Here is a 26,421-nt window from a genome sequence, read left to right as displayed (position 1 = left end):
ACTCCTAAAGAAATTAATTTTGTCTTAAACCTTTAATTAATACATCTGCTACTTCTGGTCTTGAGAATTCTTTTGGTAATTGTTCACCGTTACGAAGTTTCTCTCTCACTTTTGTTCCACTTAAATGAACATGATTTGATTTGTCATGAGGACATGTCTTAGCTGTTGTCATGTTGTCACAAACTGTACAGAAGAATGCATGTTCAAATTTAAAGATTTGAATGCCAATTTCATTTTCATATTGTGAAATTAATTCTTGTGCGTCATATGTACCATAGTAGTCACCGACACCTGCATGGTCACGACCGACGATAAAGTGTGTACATCCATAATTCTTACGTACTAATGCATGTAAAATGGCTTCACGTGGACCAGCATATCTCATTGCTGCTGGATAAATAACAAGACGTGTTCTTTCTTTAGGATAATAATGTTTCAAGATAACTTGATAACTTTCCATTCTTATTTCAGCTGAAATATCATCAGACTTCGTTTCACCAACTAAAGGATTTAATAATAACCCATCAACTGATTCAAGTGCTATTTTTTGAATATATTCATGCGCACGATGAACTGGGTTTCTAGTTTGGAACCCTACAACTGTTTTCCATCCTAATTCTTTAAATAATTCACGTGTTTCACTTGGATCTAAATGGAAATCACTAAATTCATCATGTTTTGGTCGATCAACTAATTGGATTGGACCAGCTAAATAAACATTGCCTTTTTCATATACACGTTTCACACCTGGGTGATCTACATCTGTTGTGCCGTATACATTTTGAGCTTCTTTAGCTTTATCATACGTATATTTCTCTTCAAGCTTTAGCACACCATATAAATGATTGTCTTCTCCATATAAAGCGATGTCTGAACCTATTTCATAGTTGTTTGCTTCTTCTTCAGTAACCGGTAATGTAATTGGAATACTCCATACAAGTCCGTTTTCTAGACGTAGATTTTCAACGACACTAATATAATCTTTCTCACCTAAAAATCCTGTCAGTGGACTGAAACCACCAATTGCGATTAATTCTAAATCGGATAGACTCCAAGGATTTAATGTTAATTTAGGATATGATTGTGCCGCTTCAATAAGTTCTGCTCTTTCTTGACCTATGACTTGGCGATTAATTAATTCTCCACCATGAGCTTCGATTGTTTCTTTAGTCATTTGAGTTGCTGATACCATCAATATTCACTCCTATTAATTAATTTGATCTACTTCTTTTGATTTTTGATTTTGAATATTAAAAGGAAATTTATTATGTTGGTAAAGTGTGAATAGTACTAAACCTAACCAAGCAAGGATAATAACACCTTTTATAATATTGACTGTTGCTTCACTGCTAATTAAAGTACCTAATAAAACACTACTATTTGTAAATATGATCAGACCACCGACAAGTACCGCTAAAACATACACCGGTAAAGTCTTCACTAACCATGCTGAGAACGGTGCTGCTACGACGCCACCAAATGCTAACGCAACGACGAGTAGAATATTTATTTGACTCCAACCTAAGAAGATAATAAATCCTAATGAAGTTGAAATTGTCACAAAGAACTCACTCGCTGAAACTGTTCCGATAACATATCTTGGTTCAATTTTATTTCTTGATAGTAATAATGGTGTGTTGACTGGACCCCAACCACCACCACCAATTGCGTCTAAGAATCCTGCAATTGCACCTTGTGGAACAAGTAATAAAGCTGAAAATCTGCCATCTTTCACTTGTTGGTTTTGCTGTTTTTTAAATACAAATTGATAAATAATATAAATTCCCATTGATAATAAGAATAAGGCGATGAATGGTTTAATAAAATCACTGTGCAAGTTGCTCAATACACCCGCACCGATAAATCCAGTTATCGCGCCTGGTAAAGCAAGCTTTAGAATAATAGACTTATCAACATTTTTAAACTTTAAGTGTGAAAGTCCTGATGCTGCTGTTGTTGCCACTTCTGAAAAATGAATGGTTGCAGATGCGATTACTGGTGCCACTCCAAAAGTTAATAGTAATGATGAAGAGGTTGCACCAAATCCCATCCCAAGAGAACCGTCTATAAGTTGTGCTAAAAAACCTATTAATGCAAATATCGTTAACTTTCGCATAAGCTACTCCTCTCTGGCTTTCTATTTAAGTTGTCGTTTCAACCAATTGATTAATTTATTTTGCTCATCCGTATCAAAATATTGATGAGACAAAATGTTCTCTAATAATTGATTTTTTTCTGTTTGCTCTATTTCTAGTGATTTAATGATTGTGCGACATTCATATAAAAAATCTACATATTCTGTATAATCTACTGAATATTGTTGTTCTAAATCTTTCAAAATATTACGCACTAACTTTGGGCTTGCACCATTTGATGTGACGCTTATCTGCAACTTACCTCTATTTAATGTCCCAGGAAATATCACATTGCCATCTTGTGCATCACCGACCATGTTGATTAGACAATGTTTAGGGGTATTATCTTTAATGACATCGATTATTTCTGGTGAGTTCGTGGCATTTACAATAAAATCAACATGTTCTATATCAGATATTTCAAAGTCCTTTTTGTGCCATTTCAATTTCCCTTCAATTTCATATTGCTTTAAATGGTCTGTAAGTTCTGGTGAAATAACATGAATCAACGCTTCACTATCTATCAGTGCGTTCACTCTACGTTCAGCAATTTTACCGCCACCAATAACTTTGACGATTTTATCTTGTAAATCTAAATTGATTGGAATGTATGCCACAATAAATCATCCTTTAATCTGATATTTAAACTGTTTGAGTCGTTAGTGTTTCTAATACGCGATCTTTCAATGCTTCTTGTATGGATGGATGATGACCTAAATGTTCGCATACGATGATGTCGCTTTTCGTATTATGTTCTGCTGCTGTTTGCTCTATGTGACGCTCCAAGACACCTGTAAACCAAAGATACGGTGCAATGAATACTTGTGAATATTCTTCATGTAATGCATCTTGCAAAGCTTCTTCAAAGGATGGCTCACAGGCAGCTAAGTAACACACTTCTACATTTTTAAATGCTGTCGATTCATATAAAGCTTGACCTATAGCTGTTATATCTATCTTCGTTTGCGGATTGTAACTGCCTCTTCCAACAACAAGTAATTTAGCATCTTCTTGAATCGCGACTTTCGTTTCTTCAATACGTTCTTTAAGAATGGCTGTTAATCTTGATTGAACACCTAAAGGCTCTCCATAAGTAAATGTTACTTCTGGATATTGTGTCTTAATTTCATCTATCTCTTTCGGTATATCTTTAAAATAGTGACCTGCACTTAGTAATAATACGGGTATAACGGATATCTCGGTTGCACCTTTTGCTATTAACTTTTCGACGCCTTGCTGAATATCCGGTTGTGCTAATTCTAAGAAACAAATTTCTTGTAAAGGTATATCAATAGACTGTTTCACTGATTCTATAAAAGAAATTGCCTCATCTGTCGCTTCTTTAATTCTGCTACCGTGACTGACATATAACACGCCTATCATTGTATCCCTCCAGTATTAATAAATAAGTTGTGGAACGTTCTGTTCTGATGCCACTTCTTCAAACCAGCTCATGCGTTCTCTTAGTTTGACGACTTCTCCAATAACAATCATTGCAGGGTTTGTGATTTGTTCTGATTTCTCTACGATGTCTTCTAAAGTCCCTGTCACTGTTACTTGTTTCTGTGAAGTTCCACAATGAATTAATGCTACTGGTGTTTGAATATCTTTACCGTGTTTCACTAATAATTTTTGGATGTCAGGCAACTTCTTTACACCCATATAAATACAAAGTGTCTCAGGTCCTAGTGCTAAGTGTTTCCAATATTCATCTTCATCAACACTGTCTTTCATAACACCTGTTATAAAGGCAACAGATGAACTATAATCTCTATGTGTTACTGGAATACCAGCATAAGCTGGTGCTGCAACACCAGCAGTAATACCTGGAACCACTTCGAACGGAATATCATAGCTATTTAATGTTTCTGCTTCCTCGCCACCACGACCAAAGATAAATGGATCGCCACCTTTAAGTCTTGTTACGGTGTAACCTTCTAGAGAAAGTTTTACGAGCAATTCATTAATTTCATCTTGAGTTAAAGAATGCTTATTTGGACTTTTACCGCAATAAATCATTCTCGTGTCTTCAGTTGCATAATCTAATAATGCTTTATTAACGAGTCGGTCATATAATATGACATTAGACTGTTTAATGGCTTTAATACCTTTAACAGTTATTAAATCTGGATCGCCCGGTCCAGCACCAACCAAGAATACTTTCCCCATTCTTACACCCCATTTTCTGATTAACTATGGAAGTCTTGCCCTGATTGCACTTCTTTAATTATGCCTTTACGGATAACAAAGTCTCCAAAGTGTTCTCCATCATTTTTTTCTTTACCGTATTGAATCAGAATTGGTTTTAAGCTTTCTAAAATCTCATCTTCACCAATATTTTCTTTAAATAGTTTATTTAAACGATCTCCAGTGAATCCACCGCCAAGATACATATTATATTTACCTGGCGCTTTACCAATAAATGCAATTTCAGCTAATGCTGGTCTTGCACATCCATTTGGACACCCTGTCATACGAATCGTTATTTCTTCTTCATTTAATCCTGCTTCATCTAAAAGTCCTTCTATTTTATTAATAAGTGTTGGTAGATAACGTTCTGATTCAGCCATCGCTAAACCACACGTTGGAAACGCAACACATGCCATTGAATTTCTTCTAAGTCCTGTGTAATGTTCACCATCTGTAATTCCGTATTTATCAATAATTTTTTGAATTTGTTGTTTTTTACTTTTAGCTACATTGGCAATGATTAAGTTCTGGTTTGGTGTTAGACGGAAGTCTCCAGTATGAATTTCAGCAATTTCTCTAAGTGCTGTCTTCAATTTGTAGTCAGATGTATCTTTGACACGTCCATTTTGAATAAATAATGTAAAGTGCCATTTTCCGCTTCCTTCAGTCCAGCCATATCGATCACCATTATGTTTAAATTCAAATGGTTTCGCTTCTTCAATTTCCCAACCTAAACGTTTATTCAATTCTTCACGAATAAAATCAACACCAAGACGATCAACAGTATATTTAAATCGTGCGTTCTTTCTGTTTTCTCTATTACCATAATCACGTTGGATAGTTAAAATCTTCTCACAAACATCTACCGCTTCTTCTTTAGGGAAGTAGCCTAATAGACGTCCTACTTGAGGGTATGTCTTCGTATCACCGTGTGTCATACCCATACCGCCACCGACTGTCACATTAAATCCGACTAATTGATCATCTTCAATAACTGCAATCAATCCGATATCTTGTGAATAAACATCAATATCATTTGATGGTGGTACAGCGATACCGATTTTGAATTTTCTTGGTAAGTATGTCTTACCGTACATTGGTTCAACTTCTTCTTTTGTATCGATAATTTTTTCATCGTCTAACCAAATCTCGTGATACGCACCAGTTTGAGGTGATAAGTGATCACTTATTTGTGTAGCAAGTGTATCTACTTCTTTGTGCACGCCTGATTGATAAGGATTTGGATTACACATGACGTTTCTGTTAACGTCACCACATGCTGCTAATGAATCCATGACTGCATGATGGATACTTTGCATTGAACTTTTTAAATTTCTTTTCAAGATGCCATGGAATTGAAACGCTTGTCTTGTTGTAAGTTTGATTGTGTTATTAGCGTATTCTGTTGAAATATCATCCATCGCAACCCATTGATCAGCAGTAGCCGTACCACCTGGAACTCTAACTCTAATCATGAAACTATATGCTGGTTCTAACTTTTGTTTACGACGCTCATCACGAATATCCCTATCATCTTGCATATAACTACCATGGAATTTAAGTAATTTAGTATCGTCTTCAGCTATTGCGCCAGTTATTTCATCTGCTAAACTTTCTTTAATTGTTCCTCTTAAATAATTACTTCTATTCTTAATGTGTTCCATTTCATCTAATTTGTCGGATAAATTAGTTTGAGTGCTCACAATATTGCCCCCTCTTAATAAATATCTCTTTGATATCTTCTCTCTTTTTTCAATTCAGTTAAAAATTCTTCTGCTTCTTCTTCGTTATAATGTCCTTCTTTTTGAATGACATTTAAAATGGATTGATGCACATCTTTAGCCATATGTTTTTCATCTCCACATACATAGATTGCTGCACCTTCTTGAATCCATTGATAAAATTCTTTACTGTTTTCTTCAATTCTATGTTGTACATATACTTTTTCTTCTGAATCTCTTGAGAACGCGACACTTAATTTATCAAGTACGCTATCTTTCAACCAACCTTGCCATTCTGTTTGGTATAAGAAGTCTGTCGTAAAGTGTTGTTCACCGAAGAATAACCAAGCTTTATTAGTAAGTTCTAATTCTTCTTTTTCTTGAATATATGATCTAAATGGCGCAACACCTGTACCTGGTCCAATCATAATGACAGGCGTTTCACTTGTTTTAGGGAACTTAAAGTTCGGATTCTTCTTCAAGTAAATCGGTACTGTATCACTTGGTTGTAGACGTTCTGCAAATTGTACTGAGCAAACACCTTTTCTATCTCTATCATGAGAGTGGTAACGAACCGCTCCAATCGTTAAATGTACTTCATCAGGTGCTGCTTGATGACTACTTGCGATAGAATATTCACGAGCTGGTAATTTTCTCAATATTTGATGCAAAGCATCTGGTTGCAAATCTTCAGGTGGAAAATCATTTAATAAGTCTATTAAATCGCGACCTTCAACGTATCCGTAAATCCATCGATCTTTTTTAACTTTTTCAGATAACACACCATTACCAAAGATATTCGCAGCTTTTGTGACGATTGGTTTTGTTAGTTTTGTGATTTCGAAATGATTAGTTAATGCATCACGTAAAGTTAAAGTATCGCCAGAATCATTAATTGGCACGATTTCTTCTGGATCCCAAACGAGTGTTTCAATTAACTCTGATACAATTTCGGGATCATTTTTAGGGAATATACCGATACAATCACCTGGTTCAAATGAATCATTGAAACCTTCTAAAGAAAGTTCGATATGTCTAACTTCTTTATTTGAACCTCTACCGTTTAAATTAATATTCTCTAAAATTTCAGCTTCATACGGATTAGAGCGTGAATATGTTTGAGTAGCTGATAAATCTTCAGCATCTAATTTAACGGGTTCTTCTGCCGTTTGACCTGATACTTGTCCGATTGAATTTAAAATGTCTTCCATCCATTTCTCAGCAGGTTCATCAAAGTCTAAATCACAATCTACTCTTGGATGTATTCTCTCTGCGCCTAACTCTTCTAATCTCTTATCAAAATCTTTACCAGTCTGACAGAAGAATTCATATGATTCGTCTCCAAGTGCTAACACTGAGAACCTAACATCATTCAACTTAGGTGCCTTACGACTATGTAAAAACTCATGGAATGTAATTGCATTATCTGGTGGATCTCCTTCTCCATGAGTCGCTGTGATAATAAATAAATCTTCTACTTTCTTTAAATCTTTAGTCTTAAAATCTTCCATACATGCAAGATTGACATTGAATGATTTTTCTTTTAATTTACTTTCTAACGTTTCAGCTAAACCTTGAGCATTACCTGTTTCAGAACCAAACAATACCGTAATATCTCTCTTCTTAAACTTAGGTTCACTTCTTACTGCCGTAGATTGCTCAACTACAGGCGCACTTACTTGACCACCTTGCACGACTGACGCCGATAAGTAACCACTCAACCAAATTTTTTGTTCATTTGTAAGTGTTGCAAATACTTGATTTAACTTTTCTGACTGCTCTTGATTAAAAGGGCTATTTGTTACTGATAATTCCAAAGATGTCACCTCATCCTGTCCAATTATTTAAGTTTTAAATACTATTCTTATGGGAATAGTCTGATTTATGCTAAAAAAAGATTAATAAATCTCTTAATTAGATTACTTAGGGTTATTATTTACTGTATGCAAACCACATTCAGTTTTGTTGAAATTCGTCCATCTACCTTCACGTGAATCACCTGAAGAAGATACTTGAGCTGTACACGGAATACATCCAATACTTGGATAATTAAAATCATGAAGTTCATTGTAGGTTAAATCGTGGCGTTCGATATATGCCCATACATCGTCCCAAGTCCAATAAATTAAAGGACAAATTTTTATAGATTTAAATCTTTCATCTTTATTAATAAAATCGGTATTTTGTCTACTCGGAGATTGTTCTCTTCTTAATCCTGAGACCCAAGCAGTAGCGCCCGATAATACTTCTTCTAACGGTTTAATCTTTCTGATATAACAACATTGATTCGGGTCACTTGTCCATAGTGCCGGTTCATATTGATCTGCTTGTTGCTCTAGCGTTAAATCTGGCTTTTTAAGTTCAATATTTAATGTTGGATATCTTTCTTTCACACGGTCAATCAAATCGTACGTTTCTTGAAAATGCAAATCAGTATCTAAGAAGACAATTTTGGCATCTGGCTTAACTTTTGATATTAAATCTATCAAAATCATACCCTCTGCCCCAAAACTACATGAATATACGATAGAATCTCCATAATGTTCATACGCCCATTTAATTATTTGATATGCACCTTTAGTTTCATCGTCAATATCAATATCTTTAAAAGGATCAGTGTCAAAACGTTCATAAGTTAACACTTCGGTCATGATATATAACGTCCTCCTTATACTTATTTCTACAAGCTTTTATGTTTAAAATCAATGTTTTTAGCAGAAATTATTTTAAACAGATAAGTTTACTAAGAAATAATAAATTATGATGATTAGCATACCCGATACATCATATGATGTCAACTATTCTTTTTAAATTTTCAGTCTATTTAATGAAGAAATTATTCACTGAAAATGTTAGGTATTGTGAACACTTCAGTGTTAGTTTGTTTTTAACTGGGGGCTTAGTTACAAAACTTCTCAAATTTGTAACTACTCCTATCGTTATTCACACTTCTCATCAAAAATGCTTCTAACAAAATTAAGATATAAAAATTCCAACAAAACCATAAGATTTTGTTGGAATTTTTATTATAAGTTATCGTCTTCTTTTTCTGCTCGTACTTGAACGATTCTTAATGATCGTCGTTCTACTGCTTTTAATTTTTCAGCTCGTTCTTCTAATTTTATTCGATCTCCACCTAGTGTCCGGATAAATGAAACCATCATCATCACAAATATAACGGTTAGTGGGACACTTGCTAATATGGATGCTGTCTTCAAGACATCTAAGGCACGTTCTCCACCTACTAACATTAATGAGAATGGTAATAAGCATAATGCAAACGCCCAGAATAATCGATTTGCTTTTAATGGTTCGTCTATGACTTCTTTTTGAGTTGCTGCTGCTAATATATATGATCCTGAATCAAATGTTGTTGCTAAATATAAGAATGCTGAGATTAAGAATAGGACAATCATTACTTTTGGAAATGGTAATTGATGCATCACTTCTATTATAGTGGCTTCAGAGCTATGTTGATTCAAGAATTGAATGACATCAAATTGACCTGAAATTTGTAAGAACACTGCATAGTTACCAAAGATACCAAAGAATAATACACATCCTAAAGTTCCATAAATAATTGTACCTAATACGACTTCTTTTAAAGTACGGCCTTTGGAAATTCTGGCAATAAATAAGCCAATAAATGGCGCATATACTAACCACCAAGACCAATAGAATATCGTCCAATCTTGAGGAAAGTTTGTTTCATTTCTATCTCCTACACCACCAAATGGTTCTAACCATGTTGCCATTCTAAAGAAATTCTTCAACATATTTCCTAATCCTGATACAGTCGTTTCCATAATAAATATCGTTGGCCCAACAATCAGTACGATTCCTAAAATTAAGAACGTTAGCCAAACGTTAATATCACTTAATTTTTGTATACCCTTTTTCAAGCCAGTATAAGAACTAAATGCAAAGATGACTGTAATGATGAGTAAGATAATGCTTCTCATAACCATATTCTCACCGTCAAGTCCTGTGAGTCGCTCTATCCCAGCAGAAATCATTGGTACACCTAGCGCTAATGATGTCGCTGCACCGCCTAATAATCCAAAAATAAATAAAATATCTACAATTTTACCGAGTAATTTATCCGTTTGACCTTTTAAAATTGGTCTACATGCTTGGCTGATTTTATAAATTGGTTTCTTCTTAACAAATACTAAATAGCCAATTGGCAATGCAGGTAACACATAAATCGCCCAAGCTATTGGTCCCCAATGAAACATGCCATACATTGTTGCATATTCGAGTGCTTCATCCGTCATACTACCTGCACCATACGGCGGCACTTGATAATAGTATGCCCATTCGATGACACCCCAGTATAGAATGTCTGAACCGATACCCGCACAAAATAGCATCGAAATCCAACTAAAATTATTAAATTCAGGTTTATCACTTGCTTTACCTAAAGTGACATTCCCGTATTTCCCAAACGCTATGTATAATACAAATGCAAAAACAATCAATCCAAGTAATAGATACCATGCACCTAATGAATCCGAAATAATATCATTGATACTTGTAATGACTTCTTGACTAGCTTTAGGGAATACCATCATCGGTATAACAGCAATAAGTAATACTGCAACCGTCCCATAAAATGTCCACCAGTCCATTACTTTATGTTTCTTCACTTCTGAACACTCCTCGTTGTCGATTAATGTACATCGTTAAATAATCATTATTAATGAACACGATGATTTAAATCACAATGAAGACACTATAGAAGTTTTAATAAAAATGCAAATTACATACAATCAAAATCATCATTACTTATGAATAAATATATATAATACAATTTTTATAATCATTATAAATATTGATACAACGGTTGTGTTAAGTTAAAATTTAACGAACGTAACAAATCTAACGTTCTTTTATTATGAATTTTTATACATGTTTAATGAATATAAATTTATATAAAAAAGAAGGAGATATGACATGAATTTTGCCATATCTCCTTCTATATCTCATTAAATATAAGTGGTCATTAAATAAAGTACTGGTAACATAATCGCACTGAGAACAGCTGTTAAAATCATACCAATTGTACTAAACGCACCTGCTTCAATATTAGATTCTAAAGCTTTTGCTGTACCAAAAGCATGTGAAGCATTACCATAAGTTAAACCTTTCGCTAAATCACTTTTAAACTTCGCTTTACTAATATAAAAATTACCTAAAATACTACCAATTAAGCCTGTCGCTATAATAAACATAACCGTTATCGTATCTGTTCCACCCATTTGATGAGACACTTCAATACCTACTGCTGCTGTCATAGATCTAGGTAAAATTGTGACAATCGTTGAACTCGGATATCCCATTATATATAGGACACCATAAATAAGGACAAAGTTAACCATGATACCTGCTAATACACTTGAAATAATAATTTTGAAGTTCGCGACAATCAACTTTCTGTATTTATATAACGGATACGCTAAACTAACAACTGAACAATCTAAAAATTGATGAATCCATGAACCGCCTACCATGTAGTCTTTGTAATTCATACCTAACACTAATAAAATTGTGACAATCATAATTGAAGCAATCAGTGCTGGATTAAGAATAGGATGTTTATATTTAATTTGTAGTTTCTTAGCGATGATAAAACAAGCTAATGTTAAAAGTACCATCAATAAAGATTGTATAATCATGATGCATTCTCCTTATCCGTTTTATTAATATTTAAAAACTTCTCACAAACATAACCAGATGACAGTGCTACTAAACTTGTACTCACAATGAGTAACACGACCATAATGATATAACCTGGTCCAATCTGATCTGCAATATCCATTATGCCTACAATTGAAGGCACAAAGAATAGAATCATAACATTAATTAATTTATTAGCACCGACTTCTATCCATCGTTCAGGTAAAATACCTGTTAAAAGTAATAAAAATAATAATGCTAGTCCAACAATACTACCTGCAATTGGTATATGTAATATTTCTTGAAGCCATTTACCAATTTGAGTAATCATATATATGAGAGATACTTGAAATAGTATCTTTATAAACGTTTTAATCATCTAAACTCATCCTTTTAATAAGACCTTATAGACAATATTATAGGACGGTTCAAAGTATTAATAAAATACATATTATCGATTACAACTATTCCACTTCGGAATAGTTTAATTTTATTTTCATTGTTCAAAGCAAAAAACAGGCTAGAACATTATGTTCCAGCCTGCTTCTTGATTAATGATTCTTTTAAAAATAATATCCATTCTTTCGTAACGCGATTCACATAGGCACCTTTTTTCCAAATTAATCCGAGATGCCAATATATCTTTTCACCTTCAAGTTCAATCATTGTCACATCATCACTCATTTGTTCAGCAATACTTCGTGGCACAATAGATAGACCAAGTCCTCTTTCTATCATATTGCTGATAAAGGTAAGCTGTGATATTTTAGCAACTGTCTTTGGATAGAAGCCTTCTTTCCGGCAGTTCTCAATAATCATATCTCTTAAATAATAGTCATCGTGAAATAAGACAAATTCTTCATCTTTTAATTCACTGATTGATACTTGATATCTCTTGGCAAGTTTATGCGATTTATTCACTACTAAAAACAATTCCTCTTTATAAAGTGGCACGCTGTTATATTTAGATGAATCTACAGGTAATGTCGTCACACCAATATCTACTTCATCTTTATTAATATAATGTTCTACCGCTTTACCGCCACCTTCAGTAACTTCGTATGTGACGTTAGAATACTTACCATGAAAATTCTCAAGACTATCTGTTATAAGATCCACTTTAATCATAGGCGACAAACCTAATCTAATATGTCCACGTTGCACTTCAAAGATATCATTCAGTTCGAGCGTCAAATGATCAAATAATGTTAAGAATTCTACCGCTTTATCATAAAATACTTCGCCAGTATCTGTCAGTTTAATGTGTTTTTGTGAACGATCAAATAGCGTGACATCAAATTCATTTTCAAGATTTTTCACAGCTTTACTAATTGTAGATTGCGCTACAAATAAATGTTCTGCAGCTTGGGTCATACCACCATTTCTAACAATTTCCACAAAATATTTTAACTGTTTAAACTCCATTTGCTATACCTCATTTCATGGATTTCATGACAGAATTAAAGCGAACATATAAATACGATAAGTATAATAATCGGAATGATATATCTCATTAGGAATTTCCATAATTTAAACCATTTTAAAGAAAGTTGATTCCCCATTTGGAATTCTCTTTTTACAATAGCTTGATCCATTCTAAACGAAATAAATACTGCGATTAGTAAACAGCCAATTGGCAATAATATGTTGCTCACTAAATAATCTGTAGCATCAAATATAGATTTCCCAAAAATCGAAACATCTGCAAGAACACCATATGACAATGATGATGGAATACAAGCGATAAATGTCAGTAATCCTAATACCCATACTATTTTTGAACGCGATCTTTTGCCTTCTTTTTCAAAAGCTGAAATGATAATTTCAAATTGACTAAATGAAGAAGTCAATGTCGCAAATAAGAATAACAGTAAAAATAACGTTAAGAATACTGAACCAAATGCCATTTGGCCAAATACATTAGGTAATACGATAAATAATAATCCAGGACCTTCAGTAGGTTCTAATGAAAAAGCAAATACAACTGGGAATATCGCCATTCCCGCTAATATAGACACGATAATATTCATAATCGATACCGACATAGCTGACGTTGGTAAGCTTTCTTTTTTACTTAAATACGAACTATAAGTAACCATACATGAGAATCCCACAGCTAAAGCAAAGAACGACTGACCTAACGCATATAACACGCCTTCAGCTGAGAAGTCTTCAAAGTTGAAACTAAAGAAGAACGATAATCCTTCAGATGCGCCTTCTAAAGTAACTGCTCTCACAACAAGAATAATAAAGAATATAAATAATAAAGGCATTAATACATTATTTGCACGTTCAATACCTTTTTTAATACCGAAGTTTAACACAACAACATTCATTAAAATAAAGACAAACACACCGATTAATACAGTAAATGGCTCTCCTATAATTTGTTCAAAGACTTTACTGTAATTTGTATCATCAGATATAAGATTGCCTGTTAATCCCAATGCTGTATAAATTGTAATCCAACCACCTACAACACTGTAAAAGGATAATAATAAGAAACATCCAATAACACCAAGTCTTCCCGTTATTCTCCATGGTGATTTGGGTGCTAGCGTATCATAGGCAGCAACAGCTTCTTTGTTTGTTGCACGTCCAATGATAAATTCAGAAATCAACATCGGTAATCCGATAAATAATGTAAATATAATAAATAACAATAAGAAGGCGCCACCACCGAATTGACCTGCAACATAAGGAAACTTCCATATTGCGCCAATACCGATTGCAGCACCTGCTGATGCCATAATAAATCCTATCTTAGATGACCATTGATCTCTTTGATTGACCATGTTATCACTCCATTCAGTTCTTCCTTAATTGAAGTATAACGTAAATTAATCATCTACACAGTAAGAATTTTTATGACATTAGTTCTACATCTGTAAATATACTGCCCATTTTTTCAGCAGCATTATCTGAAAACATTAAATCTAAATTATCTTGAGATTCTTGTGCATGTTCTTCAGAAGCTTTGTACATTTCATCTTCGTATGCTGTTATCACATCTTCTAAATTGTCATGATTTTTAAATGCGCGTGCTAATAAATACGCATCATATAGTGCTGTATTAACACCTTCACCAGCGAACGGACTCATAACGTGAGCCGCATCACCTAACAATGTCACATTCGATTGATGATCCCATTTGAAACCAATTGGCAATTTATAAATTCTTCTAAACAGAATTTTATCATCGGCATATGAAATGTATTTTAACAGCTCTTTATCCCAATCCTTAAAATCTTGTAATAAACGTGATTTTAGTTGGTCAGAAGACAAAGCTTTATACGTATCTAAATCTTTATAAGGCATGCGATAAGTGACATAAACTTTAATCGATCCATCACCGTTCAATTGTCCAAGTATAGCTTGATCCCCGCCAAGCGCCATGACTTTACCATTCTTATTAAAAGCAGCTAAATCTGGAAATTGTTGTTTCACATCAGAAATGTTTAGTTCGACCATTGAAATATCTGTGTACATGATATCTTGCTCTGTTATAAATGGTCTCACTTTAGAAAAGGATCCGTCTGCACCTACTACAACATCAAAGATTTCACTCACATTATGATTAAAAGTAACTTTCACTTTATGATTATCTAACGTTTCGATTGCTTTAAATTCATAATGATAACGGATGTTTTCTGGATTAATTTCGTTAAGAATCATATCGCAAAGTTCACCACGATCAATCTCTGGTCTTCCGCCTTCACCTTCAGCATCATCTTCAAAATACAATGTGCCATCTGGTCCAAGAATTTTTGTATCTTCGCCTTCAAATCTTGCCATACTTTTAAATGTTTCAATAAGATTAGCTTCTTTAATCGGCAATTGTCCTGATTCTTCGTGAATATCTAATGAACCACCTCTGTTGCCGTTAATATCACGTTCACCTTTTTCAAATATAGTAAATGGAATTCCTTGTTTTTGTAGTAACAAACCGAGCATTAAGCCACCAGGACCGCCACCTATAATTGCGACTTTATTATTTTTATTACTTTTCAACATTTTTACCTTCTTTTTAATTTTTATATAAGTTTTTTGCTTTTTCTTTTGTTTCATTTATAAATGATTCGAATTTCGCTTTTTTCTCATCATCTTCCACTGCTTCTCTTCCTGCTAACATAATTTCTTTAAATAAATCTCTAAGTTGATTTCGTGCATCTTCCATTGCTTTAATATCAACATTTTGGAATCCTTCTAATCGTTTCGTAAATTCATCTTGATCGATGTTTTCATTTAAAAATGCTTCGCCTTCATCTGTAATTGTATAAACTTTTTTATTGCCATCTTTAGAAATTGATACAAAGTCTCTATCTTCTAACATTTGCAAAATTGGATAAACAGAACCTGGGCTTGGTGCATAGAATCCTTTGAATCTTTCTTCTAAATCTTTAATGACTTGATAACCATGTTTTGGTTCTTCTTTTAACATTTTTAAAATAATAAATTGTAAGTTCCCTTTCTTAAAGAAACGATCTCTTCCCGGATGACCGCCAAAACCTCTACCAAAATCAAAGCCATCACGATTCATCATATGACCTCTGTGATTGTTAAATCTTCCCTCAAAATTTCTTATAAACATATAATCACCTTTCTTCTTTTCGATATATCGTTATATTATCCGATATATCGAAAAGAGTCAAGCGATATATCGGAATGAATTTTATCGACACCTTTTCGCACCATATTTTTTACAATTTTATGTAATTTTCATGGAATTCCCTAATACTGAGAATGCTTCTCATATAATATAATTGAGATATATAGAAGGTAAATATTTTAAAGGAGGTCATTACATGATTACTAAAGAGTGTCATGTTGCTGATGTCGTAACAGATATTCCAAAGTCTGCTGATATTTTCCGTAAATACGGTATCGACTTTTGTTGTGGAGGTGATGTATCCATTGATCAAGCTGTGTCTAATAATAAAAAGGTCGATTTAGAAACATTGTTAAATCAACTCAATAGCATACCTGTCGATCAACCAAATGGTGGAATTGATATTAAATATTTAGATGCTGCTTCACTTATTCAGTACATTCAATCTCGATATCACGAAGGATTGAGAACTGAGTTCCAAAATTTAACGCCTTACGTTACAAAGTTAGCTAAAGTACACGGTCCAAGTCATCCATATTTATTGGAACTAAAGGACTTATATACTAAATTGAAGTCCGCATTATTAGCACATATAGACGAAGAAGATCATCAGTCGTTCCCTAAACTTTTAGATGTATCAGCAGGTAAACAAGTTGATCAATTAAACGCAACGATTACATCTTTAGTTGATGACCATGACGAAGCTGGACAATTATTACGAGAGATACGTGCCATCACAAACGATTACCAACCGCCTCTAGAAGCATGTGGTACATGGAGACTTGTCTATCAACGTTTAGAACAATTAGAACGCGACACACACGAACATGTTCATTTAGAAAACCACGTATTATTCAAGAAATACAAACATCTACTTTAAAAACTTTTTAAAGGAATGATTCATTATGAAAAAAGAAGCTGGACATACATTTTTAGCAAAGTTAGGTAAGAAACGATTAAGACCCGGTGGAAAAATTGCGACAGATTGGCTCATTAAAAAAGGTCATTTCACGAGAGATAAATATGTGTTAGAAGTTGGTTGCAATATGTGTACAACAGCTATGCAGATTGCGAAAACTTACGGTTGCAGAATTGAAGGTGTCGACTTAAATGCTAAAGCTCTAGAAAAAGGTATTAAAAATGCCTTAAAGAAAGAAAATCGATCTATGTTCTTTAATATGTTTAAAACAATGAAACGATATAAAAAAGATATGAATTATATTGTTCATGCTGTTAGGAAATAACCATCTCAACAGATATAATAGTTATAATATAACTACTAACTGAATTGGAGATGTAAACATGAAATTAAAGAAAATGGACCATGTAGGTATTATCGTTGAAGATTTAGAATCTGTTAAAGTATTTTTTAATACGTTAGGATTGGAACTGATTGGAGAACAAAATATTAATGGCGAATGGATCGACAATATTTATGGTGTAGATGCTTTAGAAGCAAGTATCGCTATGATGAAAGTTCCTCACGATGAAACAGCTATAGAACTCATACAATTTCGTGACCAATCATCAATGACCAACAAATCTTTACATTTCCCAAGAAATATAGGAGCTAGTCATTTTGCATTTTCAGTTCAAAATATTGAACAAATTGTAGAACAATTGGCCGCAACATCTTCCAATGTGATTGGAGAAATTACGCAATTCGAAGACATGTATAAATTGTGTTATATCAAGGGTCCAGAAGGCATATATATCGAATTAGCTGAAAAACTCAAATAAGTTATGGTAAAAACATTTTGGAAATCAGGATAAATGTTTTCTAAAATGTTTTTATTTGTATTTTAGTGGAATATTATATATAATAAATGTAAAAAAATAGGAGGTTGATAGATGGAACTCACACGATATAATAAGGCAATCTTTGGTCGAATAGATGCCAATCAAGACACCCAAGAAATTTATCGACAAATCCAAGGTGAAGAAGGTGAACAAATTGTACAACAAATGTTAGAACAAGAACTTAAGTTAAATTATGTACATAATATTGAATTAAATATAAAGAACAAAATTCAACTCGATTTCCTCATTGTAGATGATGATATGATAATCAATTTAGAAGTCAAACACTATAAAGGCGACTACTATATCATCGATAATCAAATGAAAAATAGTTACGGGAATATATTCCAAACCCCTTTTTCACAAATGAAAAGAGCCGAATATGAACTCGAACTGATTAAATCTCATCTCAATATTAAACGAGATATAATATCTTATCTCGTCTTTACAAACCCCACATTTACACTTCACTCTGACATACCTAATCGTAAACAGGTACTGTTACCAACAGAGTTACACAAAATTCCAAAGTTATTTAATAATTTTAAAGTAGACGAAAATAGAGCCATCCTCAATAAAATCAAAACACTTAAACAAGATTTTTCGAAGACCTATCCTAGACATATAATTCCATTCGAACAAATCAAACCAGGATTAAGATGCCCACATTGCCGTAAAATCAACCAAATACAATTAGAAAAACGGATGAGATTCGGTCATTGTATGTATTGCTCTAGACATATACAGAGACAGTTACTCTATTTAGAAAATTTAAAAGAATTATACGTATTAAAAAATGGGCCATTTACATTGAAAGAAGCAGAATTGTGGTGTGGTGGGGATAGATGGGCAATTAGGCAAATATGTAATAAATATTTTAAGAAAGAAGGTGATTATATGTACCGATACTTCTTATGAAGTATCTAAAATGTAAGTTTGTTTGTAACTTGTGAGTTTACTACGGCTTTAACTCACATCTTTGTGGATTTCGTGAGTTTATTTCAGCTTTAACTCACATCTTTACGAATCTCGTGAGTTTATTTCAGCTTTAACTCACATCTTTACGAATCTCGTGAGTTTATTTCAACTTTAACTCACATCTTTTTGAATCTCGTGAGTTTACTTCAGCTTTAACTCACATCTTTGCGAATCTCGTGAGTTTACTTCAACTTTAACTCACATCTTTTTGAATCTCGTGAGTTTACTTCAGCTTTAACTCACATCTTTTTGAATCTCGTGAGTTTACTTCAACTTTAACTCACATCTTCGGGGCTCTCGTGAGTTTATCTCGACGTTAACTAAAATTTTTACCTCAAAATCGTCGCCCTCCACTCACAGACCCCATCCCCCATAGATTCACCCCCTCTCAAAAATAAAAACCATGGTATCAGCCTCAAGCTGAAACCATGGTTTTCTTCATGCCCACCATATATTATCTAATGATTCGTTTATATTCACTGTTTGTAAATTATGTGCTGCTTTTTGGAATCCTTCTTCTACTGACATGATTGGGTCTTCATGTTCTATACTCACGACATAATCATATCCATTGATTCTCAACGCACTAATAATATCTCCCCATACTTGTGGGCTATGTCCATAACCAACTGTTCTGAATGTCCAAGCTCTTGATTGAACTGAACTATACGGTTGCATATCTGTTAATCCGTACATATTGACATTTTCTTGGTCGATATAAGTATCTTTTGCATGAAAATGATGAATCGCACCAGCTTTACCTAATATTTTAATGGCTGCTATCGGGTCAATGCCTTGCCACCATAAATGACTTGGATCTAAGTTCGCACCAATCGCATCGTTTGTCGCTTCTCTAAGTTTTAAAAGTGTATGTGGTGTATGTACTGAGAATCCAGCGTGTAGTTCAATCCCTATTTTAACGTTATGATCTTTAGCAAACTGCGCCGCTTCTTTCCAATAAGGTATTAACTTCTTCTCCCATTGCCACTCTAATATTTCTGAGTAAGCTGTTGGCCACGGTGTTACTGGCCAGTTTGGATGTTTAGCATCTTCATCTGAACCTGGTATACCTGAAAATGTATTAACAACTGGGACACCTAGAATCGAAGCTAATTTCACCGATTTAATAAATGTTTCATGTGCTTGTTTAGCATGTTCTTTATCTGGTGAAACAGGATTGTCATGACAACTGAATGCACTGATTTCTAATCCACGTTTCTTGATAGCATCCATAAATGCTTGTCTTTTACTTTCATCTTCTAACAATTCATCTACATTACAAAAATGGTTACCCGGATTCCCACCTGTACCGATTTCGACCATTTTCAATCCAGATTCTGCAACATGATCTAACATTTCTTCAAACGTTTTATCTTGAAAAAGTACTGTAAATACACCAATTTTCATATGTAACACCCCTTATTTTATTTTAACACTCGTTCCTTGTTCACTACTTTCATAAATTGCATCTATTAATGCACTCACGCGTCTAGCTTCTTCAGGTTTCACGACCAACGACTCTAGTCCTAAGCAACTGTTCACAAAGTTTAAAGTCTGACGTTCTGCAGCAATATTTTCATTATGTTCAGCATATGCTTGTTCGTTGAAAAATGTACCAAATCGAGGTTGATAAATTTCAAATGGATAAAGGTTTATACCCCCATCTACACCAGACATACTTAAGTGAATTTTATCTTCTTTAATATTCGCAGACCATGAGCATTCAAACTGCATCGTTGAACCATCTTCAAATGTTATAAATGAAGATACATGGTCATCTACTTCAAATGTTTCATGATCAAATGTTCCCCAATCATTGATTTGATTAGGTGTCTGACTTAAACGGTTGTATGTCTTACCTAATACTTCGACTGGTTTCGCATCCGTTTGTAACCATAAAGCAAGGTCTAATAAATGGCATCCGTAATCAATTAGACTGCCTCCACCTTGAAGTTGTTTATTTGTAAACACACCCCAACCTGGCACTTTTCTCCGACGCAATGCTTGTACTCTCGTTACAAGTGCATCACCTACAACACCTTCATCAATTGCACGACGAGCTGTTATTGCGGCATCTGTAAAGCGATAATGATAGCCTATTGCGAGCACTTTACCAGATTGATTTGCCGCTTCAATCATTGCATCACATTCTTTGCGATTCATAGCCATTGGTTTCTCACAAAATACATGTACACCTGCATTTAACGCTGCAACTGTTATTTCTGCATGAAATTTATTTGGTGTACATATGACGACTGCATCTACACTTTTAAACATCTTCGCATATTCTGAAAAGACATTTGGAATTTGAAATTGTGATGATACTTTTTTAGCGAGTTCTTGATTAATATCTTGTACACCCACAATTTCAACTAAGTGATTTAATTTTTGTAAAGCTGGTATATGTCTGTTTTGTGCGATACCGCCGACACCTATAACACCTAGTTTAAGTTTATCCATAAATATAATCTCCTATTTTATTTCTTACTAATTTCTTCTAAAGGTTGTGCATTACCATATTGATGTTTTGGTGTGCGATCATTTTTCGCCCACTTAACAGCATTTTTAATAACTTGTTGAATTTCTTCATTATAATAAGTAGGGTAACTTTCGTGTCCCGGTCTAAAATAAAAAATCTTTCCGTTTCCGCGCTTAAATGTTGCACCACTTCTAAACACTTCTCCACCTTCAAACCAACTGATAAATACTGTTTCATCTGGTGCCGGTATATCAAAGTGTTCGCCGTACATTTCTTCTTTTTCTAATTCAATATATTGCCCTAATCCATCCGTAATTGGATGAGTTGGATCAACTACCCAAAGTCGCTCTCTATCATCTGCTTCGCGCCATTTTAAATCACATGTCGTACCCATCAAACTTTTGAATATTTTAGAGAAATGTCCAGAATGTAACACGATAAGACCCATACCATCTAGTACACGTGCTTTTACTTTTTCGACGATTTCATCTTTCACTTCATCATGTGCTTTATGACCCCACCATAACAAGACATCAGTCTCAGCTAATACTTCATCCGTTAATCCGTGTTCTGCTTCATCTAATGTTGCTGTTTTAACCTCATGTTCTTCGCCTAAGAATTCAGCAATAACATTGTGAATGCCATTAGGATAAACTGCTTTTATTTCTTCACTTTCTACTTCGTGTCTATATTCATTCCATACTGTTATGTTCATTAATAAAACCCCTTTTTAGTCAAAATATACTGCTTTACCAGTCTTAGCTGATTCATAAAGTGCTTCTAATATTTGTGTAATTACAATTGCTTGTTCTGGTTTCACGACAGGATCTGTATCATTAAGAATACTGTCAATCCAACTACGTGCCTCTACTTCAGCTTCATCTACTTTTTCACCTTCATAAAAGTCAACGCCTTTATTTTCAAGTTCTACTTGCGTTGTATATAAAGAACCAAAGTCTTCTCCGTGGATTCTTAACCCATCTTTCATATCGGCACCACCTTCAGTACCAGATAATGAACATTTTGCTTCATCTACTTCTAAAGAGTTTAACGCCCAACTTGATTCAAGCATGATTGTCGCACCATTTTTCATCTTAATAAAACCGAAAGCTGAGTCCTCTACTTTGAACTTTTCAGGATCCCATGGTCCCCATGCATTAGCTGCATTTTCTTTCTTACCTAACTTATGGAAAGTTGAACCCATTACTGATTCTGGTTCGTAATTATCCATCATCCATAATGTTAAATCGAGTGCATGTGTCCCAATATCAATTAAAGGACCGCCACCTTGTTGTTCTTCGTCTAAGAAGACACCCCAAGTCGGCACTGCTCTACGACGAATAGCATGTGCTTTCCCAAAATAAATATCCCCTAAATCACCACGCTCTGTCGCTTTATGTAAATATTGACTGTCAGGTCTAAATCTATTTTGATAACCAATCGTAAGTTTCTTACCATTACGTTTAGCCGCTTCAATCATTTCTTGCGCCTCTTCTGTCGTCTTAGCCATAGGTTTTTCACACATAACATGTTTACCTGCATCTAATGACGCAACCGTTAATTCCTTATGAGAACTGTTCGGTGTACATACATGAATGACATCAATAGCATCATCCTTTAAGAGTGATTGGTAATCTTCATAAACTTTCGCATTCTCCGTACCATATTCCTTAGCTGCCACTTGTGCTTTTTCAATATCGATATCACAAAAAGCAACAATGTTCACTTCATTTATTTTTTGTAAACTCGGTAAATGCTTGCCATTCGCAATACCACCACAACCAATAATTCCTACATTCAAACTCATATGTACAACCCCTTTTATGTATTTATGCGACAGTTAATAACATTAAGCAATCGCTTACATTTTTGTTTATATAACTATGTTAAAATAAAAAACAATAAACACCAACGAATAACACTTGTAAAGACACTTATATTTTACATCTGAATATATTTTCATAACTTAAAAATATTTTCAGTATGATAAATAGAAAAACAACTAAATTATTTAAAATAAAAGGCCAAGACCAAAATCGCAGATTATAAAAATACCACCTCATTTCTACCTGATTAAATCAGCGAAATGAGGTGGTACTTATTTATATTTTCACTTCAGTTGTTTGTGTGTATGAATGTTCTCCGAGGTTAATCATGGATTCTGATATATTTCGTGAGTGGTAACCAATTCTTTCAAGGATTGATATCATGTCGATATATACAAGGCTACCTTCTGGTGAACATTCTCCAGAGCTTAATCTCTTGATATGTTTTTTACGTAAGTCATGCTCTAGTACATATGAATCTTGGCTTCGTTTAACAACTTCGTCTTTTTTCACATTGTCATAAACATCAAATACTTCAAACGTTTTTTCATATGAAATTTTTACATGATCATATAATCGTTCAATGCTTTCTTCTGCTTTTGATGAAATTTGAATATCAGCTGATTGTTTCTTCTGTAATTCTTCTAAGTATGATTCTGTTAAAGTTGATACTTTCAATATTGTTCTATTAACATCATATAAAACAGATAGCCTTTCAGCATCTTTAGCTGATAGTTTTTTCTCAGATAATTTATTTAAATATTGACGTACATTATCATACATATTATCTACTGCAAGGTGTTTATCTTTATGCTTTTTAATTGCTTTTTCATCAATATTTTCAACATTATTCAACATTGAAACAGTCATTTTACCGATATTTTGAATTTCATCTTGAGCCTCTTGAAGTGCGATACTAGGCGCTCGATTAATTAAATTATTATCAAGATATTTCGGTTTATATTTTTCATTTACATCTTCACCTGGAATGATTTTCGTTACAATCCAAGCTAGTGCGAAGATGAATGGTAACTGTATAAGTGTATTTGTTACATTGAATGTTCCGTGTGCAAATGCTATAACCATTTTTGGATTTAAATTCATAGCGTGTTGAATCCATTCCATTATCATTTCGTAGAATGGTAATATTAATAGAAATACTGCTGCACCGATAACATTAAACATAACATGCGCCATCGCAACACGCTTAGCGGCGATAGAACCTGCTAAACTCGCTAATACAGCTGTAATCGTCGTTCCAATATTGTCACCTAATAAGATTGGTAATGCACCATGCAATGAAACTAAATCATTGGCATAGAAACCTTGTAAAATACCAATCGTTGCACTTGAACTTTGAACAATTAACGTCACAAATGTACCTGCAAGTACACCTAATATCGGAGTAGAAGACATATCTAACATAATTTGTTTAAAACCTTCTAAATTAGCAAGTGGTTTCACCGCACCACTCATTAATTCTAGACCATAGAATAGTGATCCAAATCCAAAGAAAATCATACCAATATTTTTAACTTTTCTTTTTTGAATGAAGAAAATTAAAAACGCACCTAATGCTAGTATTGGTAAAGCATATTCACCAATGTTAATCCCAATAATAAATGCTGTGACTGTCGTACCAATATTGGCACCCATGACAACACCAATTGCTTGTCTCATCGTCATAAATCCAGCACTTACGAGTCCAATTGTGATAACCGTTGTTCCTGAGCTACTTTGTATTAAAATTGTCACGATCATTCCTGCAAGTACACCCATAATAGGATTACTTGTAAATCTATTTAGTATACCTCTTAATCTATCTCCTGCTGCTGCTTGTAATCCATCCCCCATTTGTTTAATCCCGTATAGGAAGATACCTAATCCACCGATGAATGTAAAAATCATTTGTAAAGCCGAGAGTTCCATAACACACCTCTTTAAAGTTATTGTAACCATTGTGAATAATAAACTATAATTGTTAAGATAATGTAAATTTTTAATTAACTTTTATTAAAATTATGATTATTCTTTGCTACTTAATTTTTAAAAGGTTTTCATTATAGATATCTGGCAATTATTTATTAAATTGTTCTTCTATATTATGATGCATTTTAAAGATCATCATACGTTCACCTGTTCGTGAACTTAAATCTGTATGGAAACTTTTGACGTCTTGTTGTGTAATTTCAAATATCATTTGATATAAATGATCCATATCTGATTCTACTAATTTTGAACGTGTACGTTTTATACTCAGTAAACCTTCTTGCGTTTCACAAACGCTATACTCTGCAGGTGTAAGCACACCTTGTAAATCAACAATAATCATATCTCTAATAATATCTGTCTTTACAGATAGAGATCCTCTACCTAAATATTCTTTTTCCCATTGTGTAATGGCTTTACTAATTTTTGATTCACATGCTCCTTTAGTCATTTCCATATTTGTCTCTCCTTAATGCTTATTTTGCTTTATGTTAAATGTTCGGCAATTGTTTCAATATTGTTTTGATTGATGGTCATACCGTTTATTGTAATACCAGATGGTATAAGTGGATGATTAGAAACTTGATGAATACTTTGTTTAATACTTTGGTGAATATCACTTTCACCATTTAACCATTCATGAATATTGTCACTACTAAACTCAGGCTTACAGTTATTAAACAAGTAATCGAGTGTTTTAATTTTTTCTGTATGACTTTGGATACTTTCAGGTAATGCGATAACCTGTTTATCGTCTGACTTTCTAATGATATAAATATTCTCTATATCATATTCATAAATCGCGATAATAATTGACCGCATCACATCACCATATGCATGCGAAATTTCTGCTTGATAGCTTTGTATCGACATAACATGATTAGGGTTAAAATTTAAAGATTCAACAAGTTGGCTTTCTAGATGTGAATTTAAATCAGATAGTATGAGTATATTTTTTTCATCATTCATATTATACATCCTCTCGAGTCTAGGACATAAATTGTTGTCCCGCTCA

General features: G+C 33.7%; 25 protein-coding genes and 1 pseudogene. 4 read left to right on the top strand and 22 right to left on the bottom strand.

The features are described 5' to 3' along the window. Window positions 1-13: 13 nt before the first annotated feature. The 15 genes from sat to LQ694_RS09925 all read right to left on the bottom strand — a co-directional run bounded on the left by sat (window position 14) and on the right by LQ694_RS09925 (window position 16,316). Window positions 14-1,192 (bottom strand): sulfate adenylyltransferase, encoded by a 1,179-nt coding sequence (sat, locus tag LQ694_RS09995; RefSeq protein ID WP_218697104.1) that lies wholly within the window; start codon window positions 1,190-1,192, stop codon window positions 14-16. 15 nt (window positions 1,193-1,207) lie between these two features. Next, window positions 1,208-2,116 carry a sulfite exporter TauE/SafE family protein gene (locus LQ694_RS09990; protein ID WP_218697103.1) on the bottom strand — a complete coding sequence of 303 codons (909 nt, stop codon included), beginning with the start codon at window positions 2,114-2,116 and terminating at the stop codon, window positions 1,208-1,210. A gap of 21 nt (window positions 2,117-2,137) precedes the next feature. Next, window positions 2,138-2,752 (bottom strand): NAD(P)-binding protein, encoded by a 615-nt coding sequence (locus LQ694_RS09985; protein ID WP_058612117.1) that lies wholly within the window; start codon window positions 2,750-2,752, stop codon window positions 2,138-2,140. Between the two features lie 25 nt (window positions 2,753-2,777). After that, window positions 2,778-3,518, bottom strand: a complete 741-nt coding sequence (locus LQ694_RS09980; protein WP_058592138.1) for a sirohydrochlorin chelatase — start codon at window positions 3,516-3,518, stop codon at window positions 2,778-2,780. Between the two features lie 15 nt (window positions 3,519-3,533). Then, window positions 3,534-4,304: a uroporphyrinogen-III C-methyltransferase gene (cobA, locus tag LQ694_RS09975; RefSeq protein WP_048540520.1), complete on the bottom strand. Its 771-nt coding sequence runs from the start codon at window positions 4,302-4,304 to the stop codon at window positions 3,534-3,536. A gap of 20 nt (window positions 4,305-4,324) precedes the next feature. Next, window positions 4,325-6,028, bottom strand: a complete 1,704-nt coding sequence (gene cysI, locus LQ694_RS09970) for an assimilatory sulfite reductase (NADPH) hemoprotein subunit (protein ID WP_376750689.1) — start codon at window positions 6,026-6,028, stop codon at window positions 4,325-4,327. A 14-nt stretch (window positions 6,029-6,042) separates the two neighbouring features. Further along, window positions 6,043-7,863 (bottom strand): assimilatory sulfite reductase (NADPH) flavoprotein subunit, encoded by a 1,821-nt coding sequence (locus tag LQ694_RS09965; protein WP_239772012.1) that lies wholly within the window; start codon window positions 7,861-7,863, stop codon window positions 6,043-6,045. A gap of 102 nt (window positions 7,864-7,965) precedes the next feature. After that, window positions 7,966-8,697, bottom strand: coding sequence for a phosphoadenylyl-sulfate reductase (locus LQ694_RS09960; protein ID WP_218697101.1), 732 nt, complete (start codon window positions 8,695-8,697; stop codon window positions 7,966-7,968). Window positions 8,698-9,072: 375 nt separating this feature from the next. Further along, on the bottom strand, window positions 9,073-10,695 hold the full coding sequence (locus LQ694_RS09955; RefSeq protein ID WP_218697100.1) for a BCCT family transporter: 1,623 nt from the start codon (window positions 10,693-10,695) through the stop codon (window positions 9,073-9,075). 339 nt (window positions 10,696-11,034) lie between these two features. Further along, window positions 11,035-11,724, bottom strand: coding sequence for an LrgB family protein (locus tag LQ694_RS09950; RefSeq protein WP_049320490.1), 690 nt, complete (start codon window positions 11,722-11,724; stop codon window positions 11,035-11,037). Next, window positions 11,721-12,104, bottom strand: coding sequence for a CidA/LrgA family protein (locus tag LQ694_RS09945; RefSeq protein WP_058612111.1), 384 nt, complete (start codon window positions 12,102-12,104; stop codon window positions 11,721-11,723). The genes LQ694_RS09950 and LQ694_RS09945 overlap by 4 nt, the downstream gene beginning before the upstream one ends. Window positions 12,105-12,253: 149 nt before the next feature. Next, entirely contained in the window at window positions 12,254-13,150 is an 897-nt protein-coding gene (gene cidR, locus LQ694_RS09940; RefSeq protein ID WP_096791634.1) for a cidABC operon transcriptional activator CidR, read from the bottom strand. A gap of 35 nt (window positions 13,151-13,185) precedes the next feature. Beyond that, entirely contained in the window at window positions 13,186-14,520 is a 1,335-nt protein-coding gene (locus LQ694_RS09935; RefSeq protein ID WP_070373357.1) for a sodium-dependent transporter, read from the bottom strand. A 70-nt stretch (window positions 14,521-14,590) separates the two neighbouring features. Continuing rightward, a complete protein-coding gene (locus tag LQ694_RS09930; protein ID WP_196968434.1) occupies window positions 14,591-15,739 on the bottom strand; it encodes an FAD-dependent oxidoreductase in 1,149 nt (382 codons plus the stop codon). Window positions 15,740-15,752: 13 nt separating this feature from the next. After that, window positions 15,753-16,316, bottom strand: coding sequence for a PadR family transcriptional regulator (locus LQ694_RS09925; RefSeq protein ID WP_096791632.1), 564 nt, complete (start codon window positions 16,314-16,316; stop codon window positions 15,753-15,755). 214 nt (window positions 16,317-16,530) lie between these two features. Between LQ694_RS09925 and scdA the strand changes: the two genes are divergently transcribed. The 4 genes and pseudogenes from scdA to LQ694_RS09905 all read left to right on the top strand — a co-directional run bounded on the left by scdA (window position 16,531) and on the right by LQ694_RS09905 (window position 19,052). Further along, complete coding sequence (scdA, locus tag LQ694_RS09920) at window positions 16,531-17,214, top strand: iron-sulfur cluster repair di-iron protein ScdA (RefSeq protein WP_196968433.1); 684 nt, start codon at window positions 16,531-16,533, stop codon at window positions 17,212-17,214. 25 nt (window positions 17,215-17,239) lie between these two features. Continuing rightward, window positions 17,240-17,476, top strand: a pseudogene (locus tag LQ694_RS09915) (class I SAM-dependent methyltransferase); the annotation flags it as partial. A 160-nt stretch (window positions 17,477-17,636) separates the two neighbouring features. Continuing rightward, a complete protein-coding gene (locus LQ694_RS09910) occupies window positions 17,637-18,074 on the top strand; it encodes a VOC family protein (protein ID WP_058612106.1) in 438 nt (145 codons plus the stop codon). A 111-nt stretch (window positions 18,075-18,185) separates the two neighbouring features. Beyond that, window positions 18,186-19,052: a nuclease-related domain-containing protein gene (locus LQ694_RS09905; RefSeq protein WP_196968432.1), complete on the top strand. Its 867-nt coding sequence runs from the start codon at window positions 18,186-18,188 to the stop codon at window positions 19,050-19,052. A 498-nt stretch (window positions 19,053-19,550) separates the two neighbouring features. Here LQ694_RS09905 and LQ694_RS09900 read toward each other — a convergent pair whose 3' ends face one another. From LQ694_RS09900 to LQ694_RS09870, 7 genes are all read right to left on the bottom strand, one after another. After that, window positions 19,551-20,519: a sugar phosphate isomerase/epimerase family protein gene (locus tag LQ694_RS09900; protein WP_048540507.1), complete on the bottom strand. Its 969-nt coding sequence runs from the start codon at window positions 20,517-20,519 to the stop codon at window positions 19,551-19,553. Window positions 20,520-20,531: 12 nt separating this feature from the next. Next, entirely contained in the window at window positions 20,532-21,572 is a 1,041-nt protein-coding gene (locus LQ694_RS09895; protein ID WP_196968431.1) for a Gfo/Idh/MocA family protein, read from the bottom strand. 17 nt (window positions 21,573-21,589) lie between these two features. Continuing rightward, complete coding sequence (locus LQ694_RS09890; RefSeq protein WP_196968430.1) at window positions 21,590-22,306, bottom strand: ThuA domain-containing protein; 717 nt, start codon at window positions 22,304-22,306, stop codon at window positions 21,590-21,592. 15 nt (window positions 22,307-22,321) lie between these two features. After that, on the bottom strand, window positions 22,322-23,398 hold the full coding sequence (locus LQ694_RS09885; protein ID WP_058612103.1) for a Gfo/Idh/MocA family protein: 1,077 nt from the start codon (window positions 23,396-23,398) through the stop codon (window positions 22,322-22,324). A 295-nt stretch (window positions 23,399-23,693) separates the two neighbouring features. Next, complete coding sequence (locus LQ694_RS09880; RefSeq protein ID WP_070373360.1) at window positions 23,694-25,346, bottom strand: Na/Pi cotransporter family protein; 1,653 nt, start codon at window positions 25,344-25,346, stop codon at window positions 23,694-23,696. A 148-nt stretch (window positions 25,347-25,494) separates the two neighbouring features. Further along, window positions 25,495-25,863 (bottom strand): Na-translocating system protein MpsC family protein, encoded by a 369-nt coding sequence (locus tag LQ694_RS09875; RefSeq protein ID WP_048540502.1) that lies wholly within the window; start codon window positions 25,861-25,863, stop codon window positions 25,495-25,497. 29 nt (window positions 25,864-25,892) lie between these two features. Then, window positions 25,893-26,375: a carbonic anhydrase gene (locus LQ694_RS09870; protein WP_058612101.1), complete on the bottom strand. Its 483-nt coding sequence runs from the start codon at window positions 26,373-26,375 to the stop codon at window positions 25,893-25,895. Window positions 26,376-26,421: the final 46 nt, after the last annotated feature.

The sequence above is a fragment of the Mammaliicoccus sp. P-M58 genome (assembly GCF_022386165.1).
In the GTDB taxonomy this organism is placed as follows: Bacteria; Bacillota; Bacilli; order Staphylococcales; family Staphylococcaceae; genus Mammaliicoccus; species Mammaliicoccus sciuri.
Note: the sequence above shows the minus strand (reverse complement) of the source record. Positions and strands in the feature narration are given on the sequence as shown.

Excerpts from the sequence above, each read along its gene's own strand:
- sat (WP_218697104.1), bottom strand. The coding sequence starts at position 1,192 with ATGGTATCAGCAACTCAAATGACTAAAGAAACAATCGAAGCTCATGGT.
- LQ694_RS09900 (WP_048540507.1), bottom strand. The coding sequence starts at position 20,519 with ATGAAAATTGGTGTATTTACAGTACTTTTTCAAGATAAAACGTTTGAA.
- LQ694_RS09930 (WP_196968434.1), bottom strand. The coding sequence starts at position 15,739 with ATGTTGAAAAGTAATAAAAATAATAAAGTCGCAATTATAGGTGGCGGT.
- LQ694_RS09950 (WP_049320490.1), bottom strand. The coding sequence starts at position 11,724 with ATGATTATACAATCTTTATTGATGGTACTTTTAACATTAGCTTGTTTT.
- LQ694_RS09905 (WP_196968432.1), top strand. The coding sequence starts at position 18,186 with ATGGAACTCACACGATATAATAAGGCAATCTTTGGTCGAATAGATGCC.
- LQ694_RS09925 (WP_096791632.1), bottom strand. The coding sequence starts at position 16,316 with ATGTTTATAAGAAATTTTGAGGGAAGATTTAACAATCACAGAGGTCAT.
- cidR (WP_096791634.1), bottom strand. The coding sequence starts at position 13,150 with ATGGAGTTTAAACAGTTAAAATATTTTGTGGAAATTGTTAGAAATGGT.
- LQ694_RS09875 (WP_048540502.1), bottom strand. The coding sequence starts at position 25,863 with ATGGAAATGACTAAAGGAGCATGTGAATCAAAAATTAGTAAAGCCATT.
- LQ694_RS09960 (WP_218697101.1), bottom strand. The coding sequence starts at position 8,697 with ATGACCGAAGTGTTAACTTATGAACGTTTTGACACTGATCCTTTTAAA.
- LQ694_RS09880 (WP_070373360.1), bottom strand. The coding sequence starts at position 25,346 with ATGGAACTCTCGGCTTTACAAATGATTTTTACATTCATCGGTGGATTA.
- scdA (WP_196968433.1), top strand. The coding sequence starts at position 16,531 with ATGATTACTAAAGAGTGTCATGTTGCTGATGTCGTAACAGATATTCCA.
- cobA (WP_048540520.1), bottom strand. The coding sequence starts at position 4,304 with ATGGGGAAAGTATTCTTGGTTGGTGCTGGACCGGGCGATCCAGATTTA.
- LQ694_RS09990 (WP_218697103.1), bottom strand. The coding sequence starts at position 2,116 with ATGCGAAAGTTAACGATATTTGCATTAATAGGTTTTTTAGCACAACTT.
- LQ694_RS09890 (WP_196968430.1), bottom strand. The coding sequence starts at position 22,306 with ATGAACATAACAGTATGGAATGAATATAGACACGAAGTAGAAAGTGAA.
- LQ694_RS09895 (WP_196968431.1), bottom strand. The coding sequence starts at position 21,572 with ATGGATAAACTTAAACTAGGTGTTATAGGTGTCGGCGGTATCGCACAA.
- LQ694_RS09885 (WP_058612103.1), bottom strand. The coding sequence starts at position 23,398 with ATGAGTTTGAATGTAGGAATTATTGGTTGTGGTGGTATTGCGAATGGC.
- LQ694_RS09935 (WP_070373357.1), bottom strand. The coding sequence starts at position 14,520 with ATGGTCAATCAAAGAGATCAATGGTCATCTAAGATAGGATTTATTATG.
- LQ694_RS09870 (WP_058612101.1), bottom strand. The coding sequence starts at position 26,375 with ATGAATGATGAAAAAAATATACTCATACTATCTGATTTAAATTCACAT.
- LQ694_RS09980 (WP_058592138.1), bottom strand. The coding sequence starts at position 3,518 with ATGATAGGCGTGTTATATGTCAGTCACGGTAGCAGAATTAAAGAAGCG.
- LQ694_RS09910 (WP_058612106.1), top strand. The coding sequence starts at position 17,637 with ATGAAATTAAAGAAAATGGACCATGTAGGTATTATCGTTGAAGATTTA.
- LQ694_RS09945 (WP_058612111.1), bottom strand. The coding sequence starts at position 12,104 with ATGATTAAAACGTTTATAAAGATACTATTTCAAGTATCTCTCATATAT.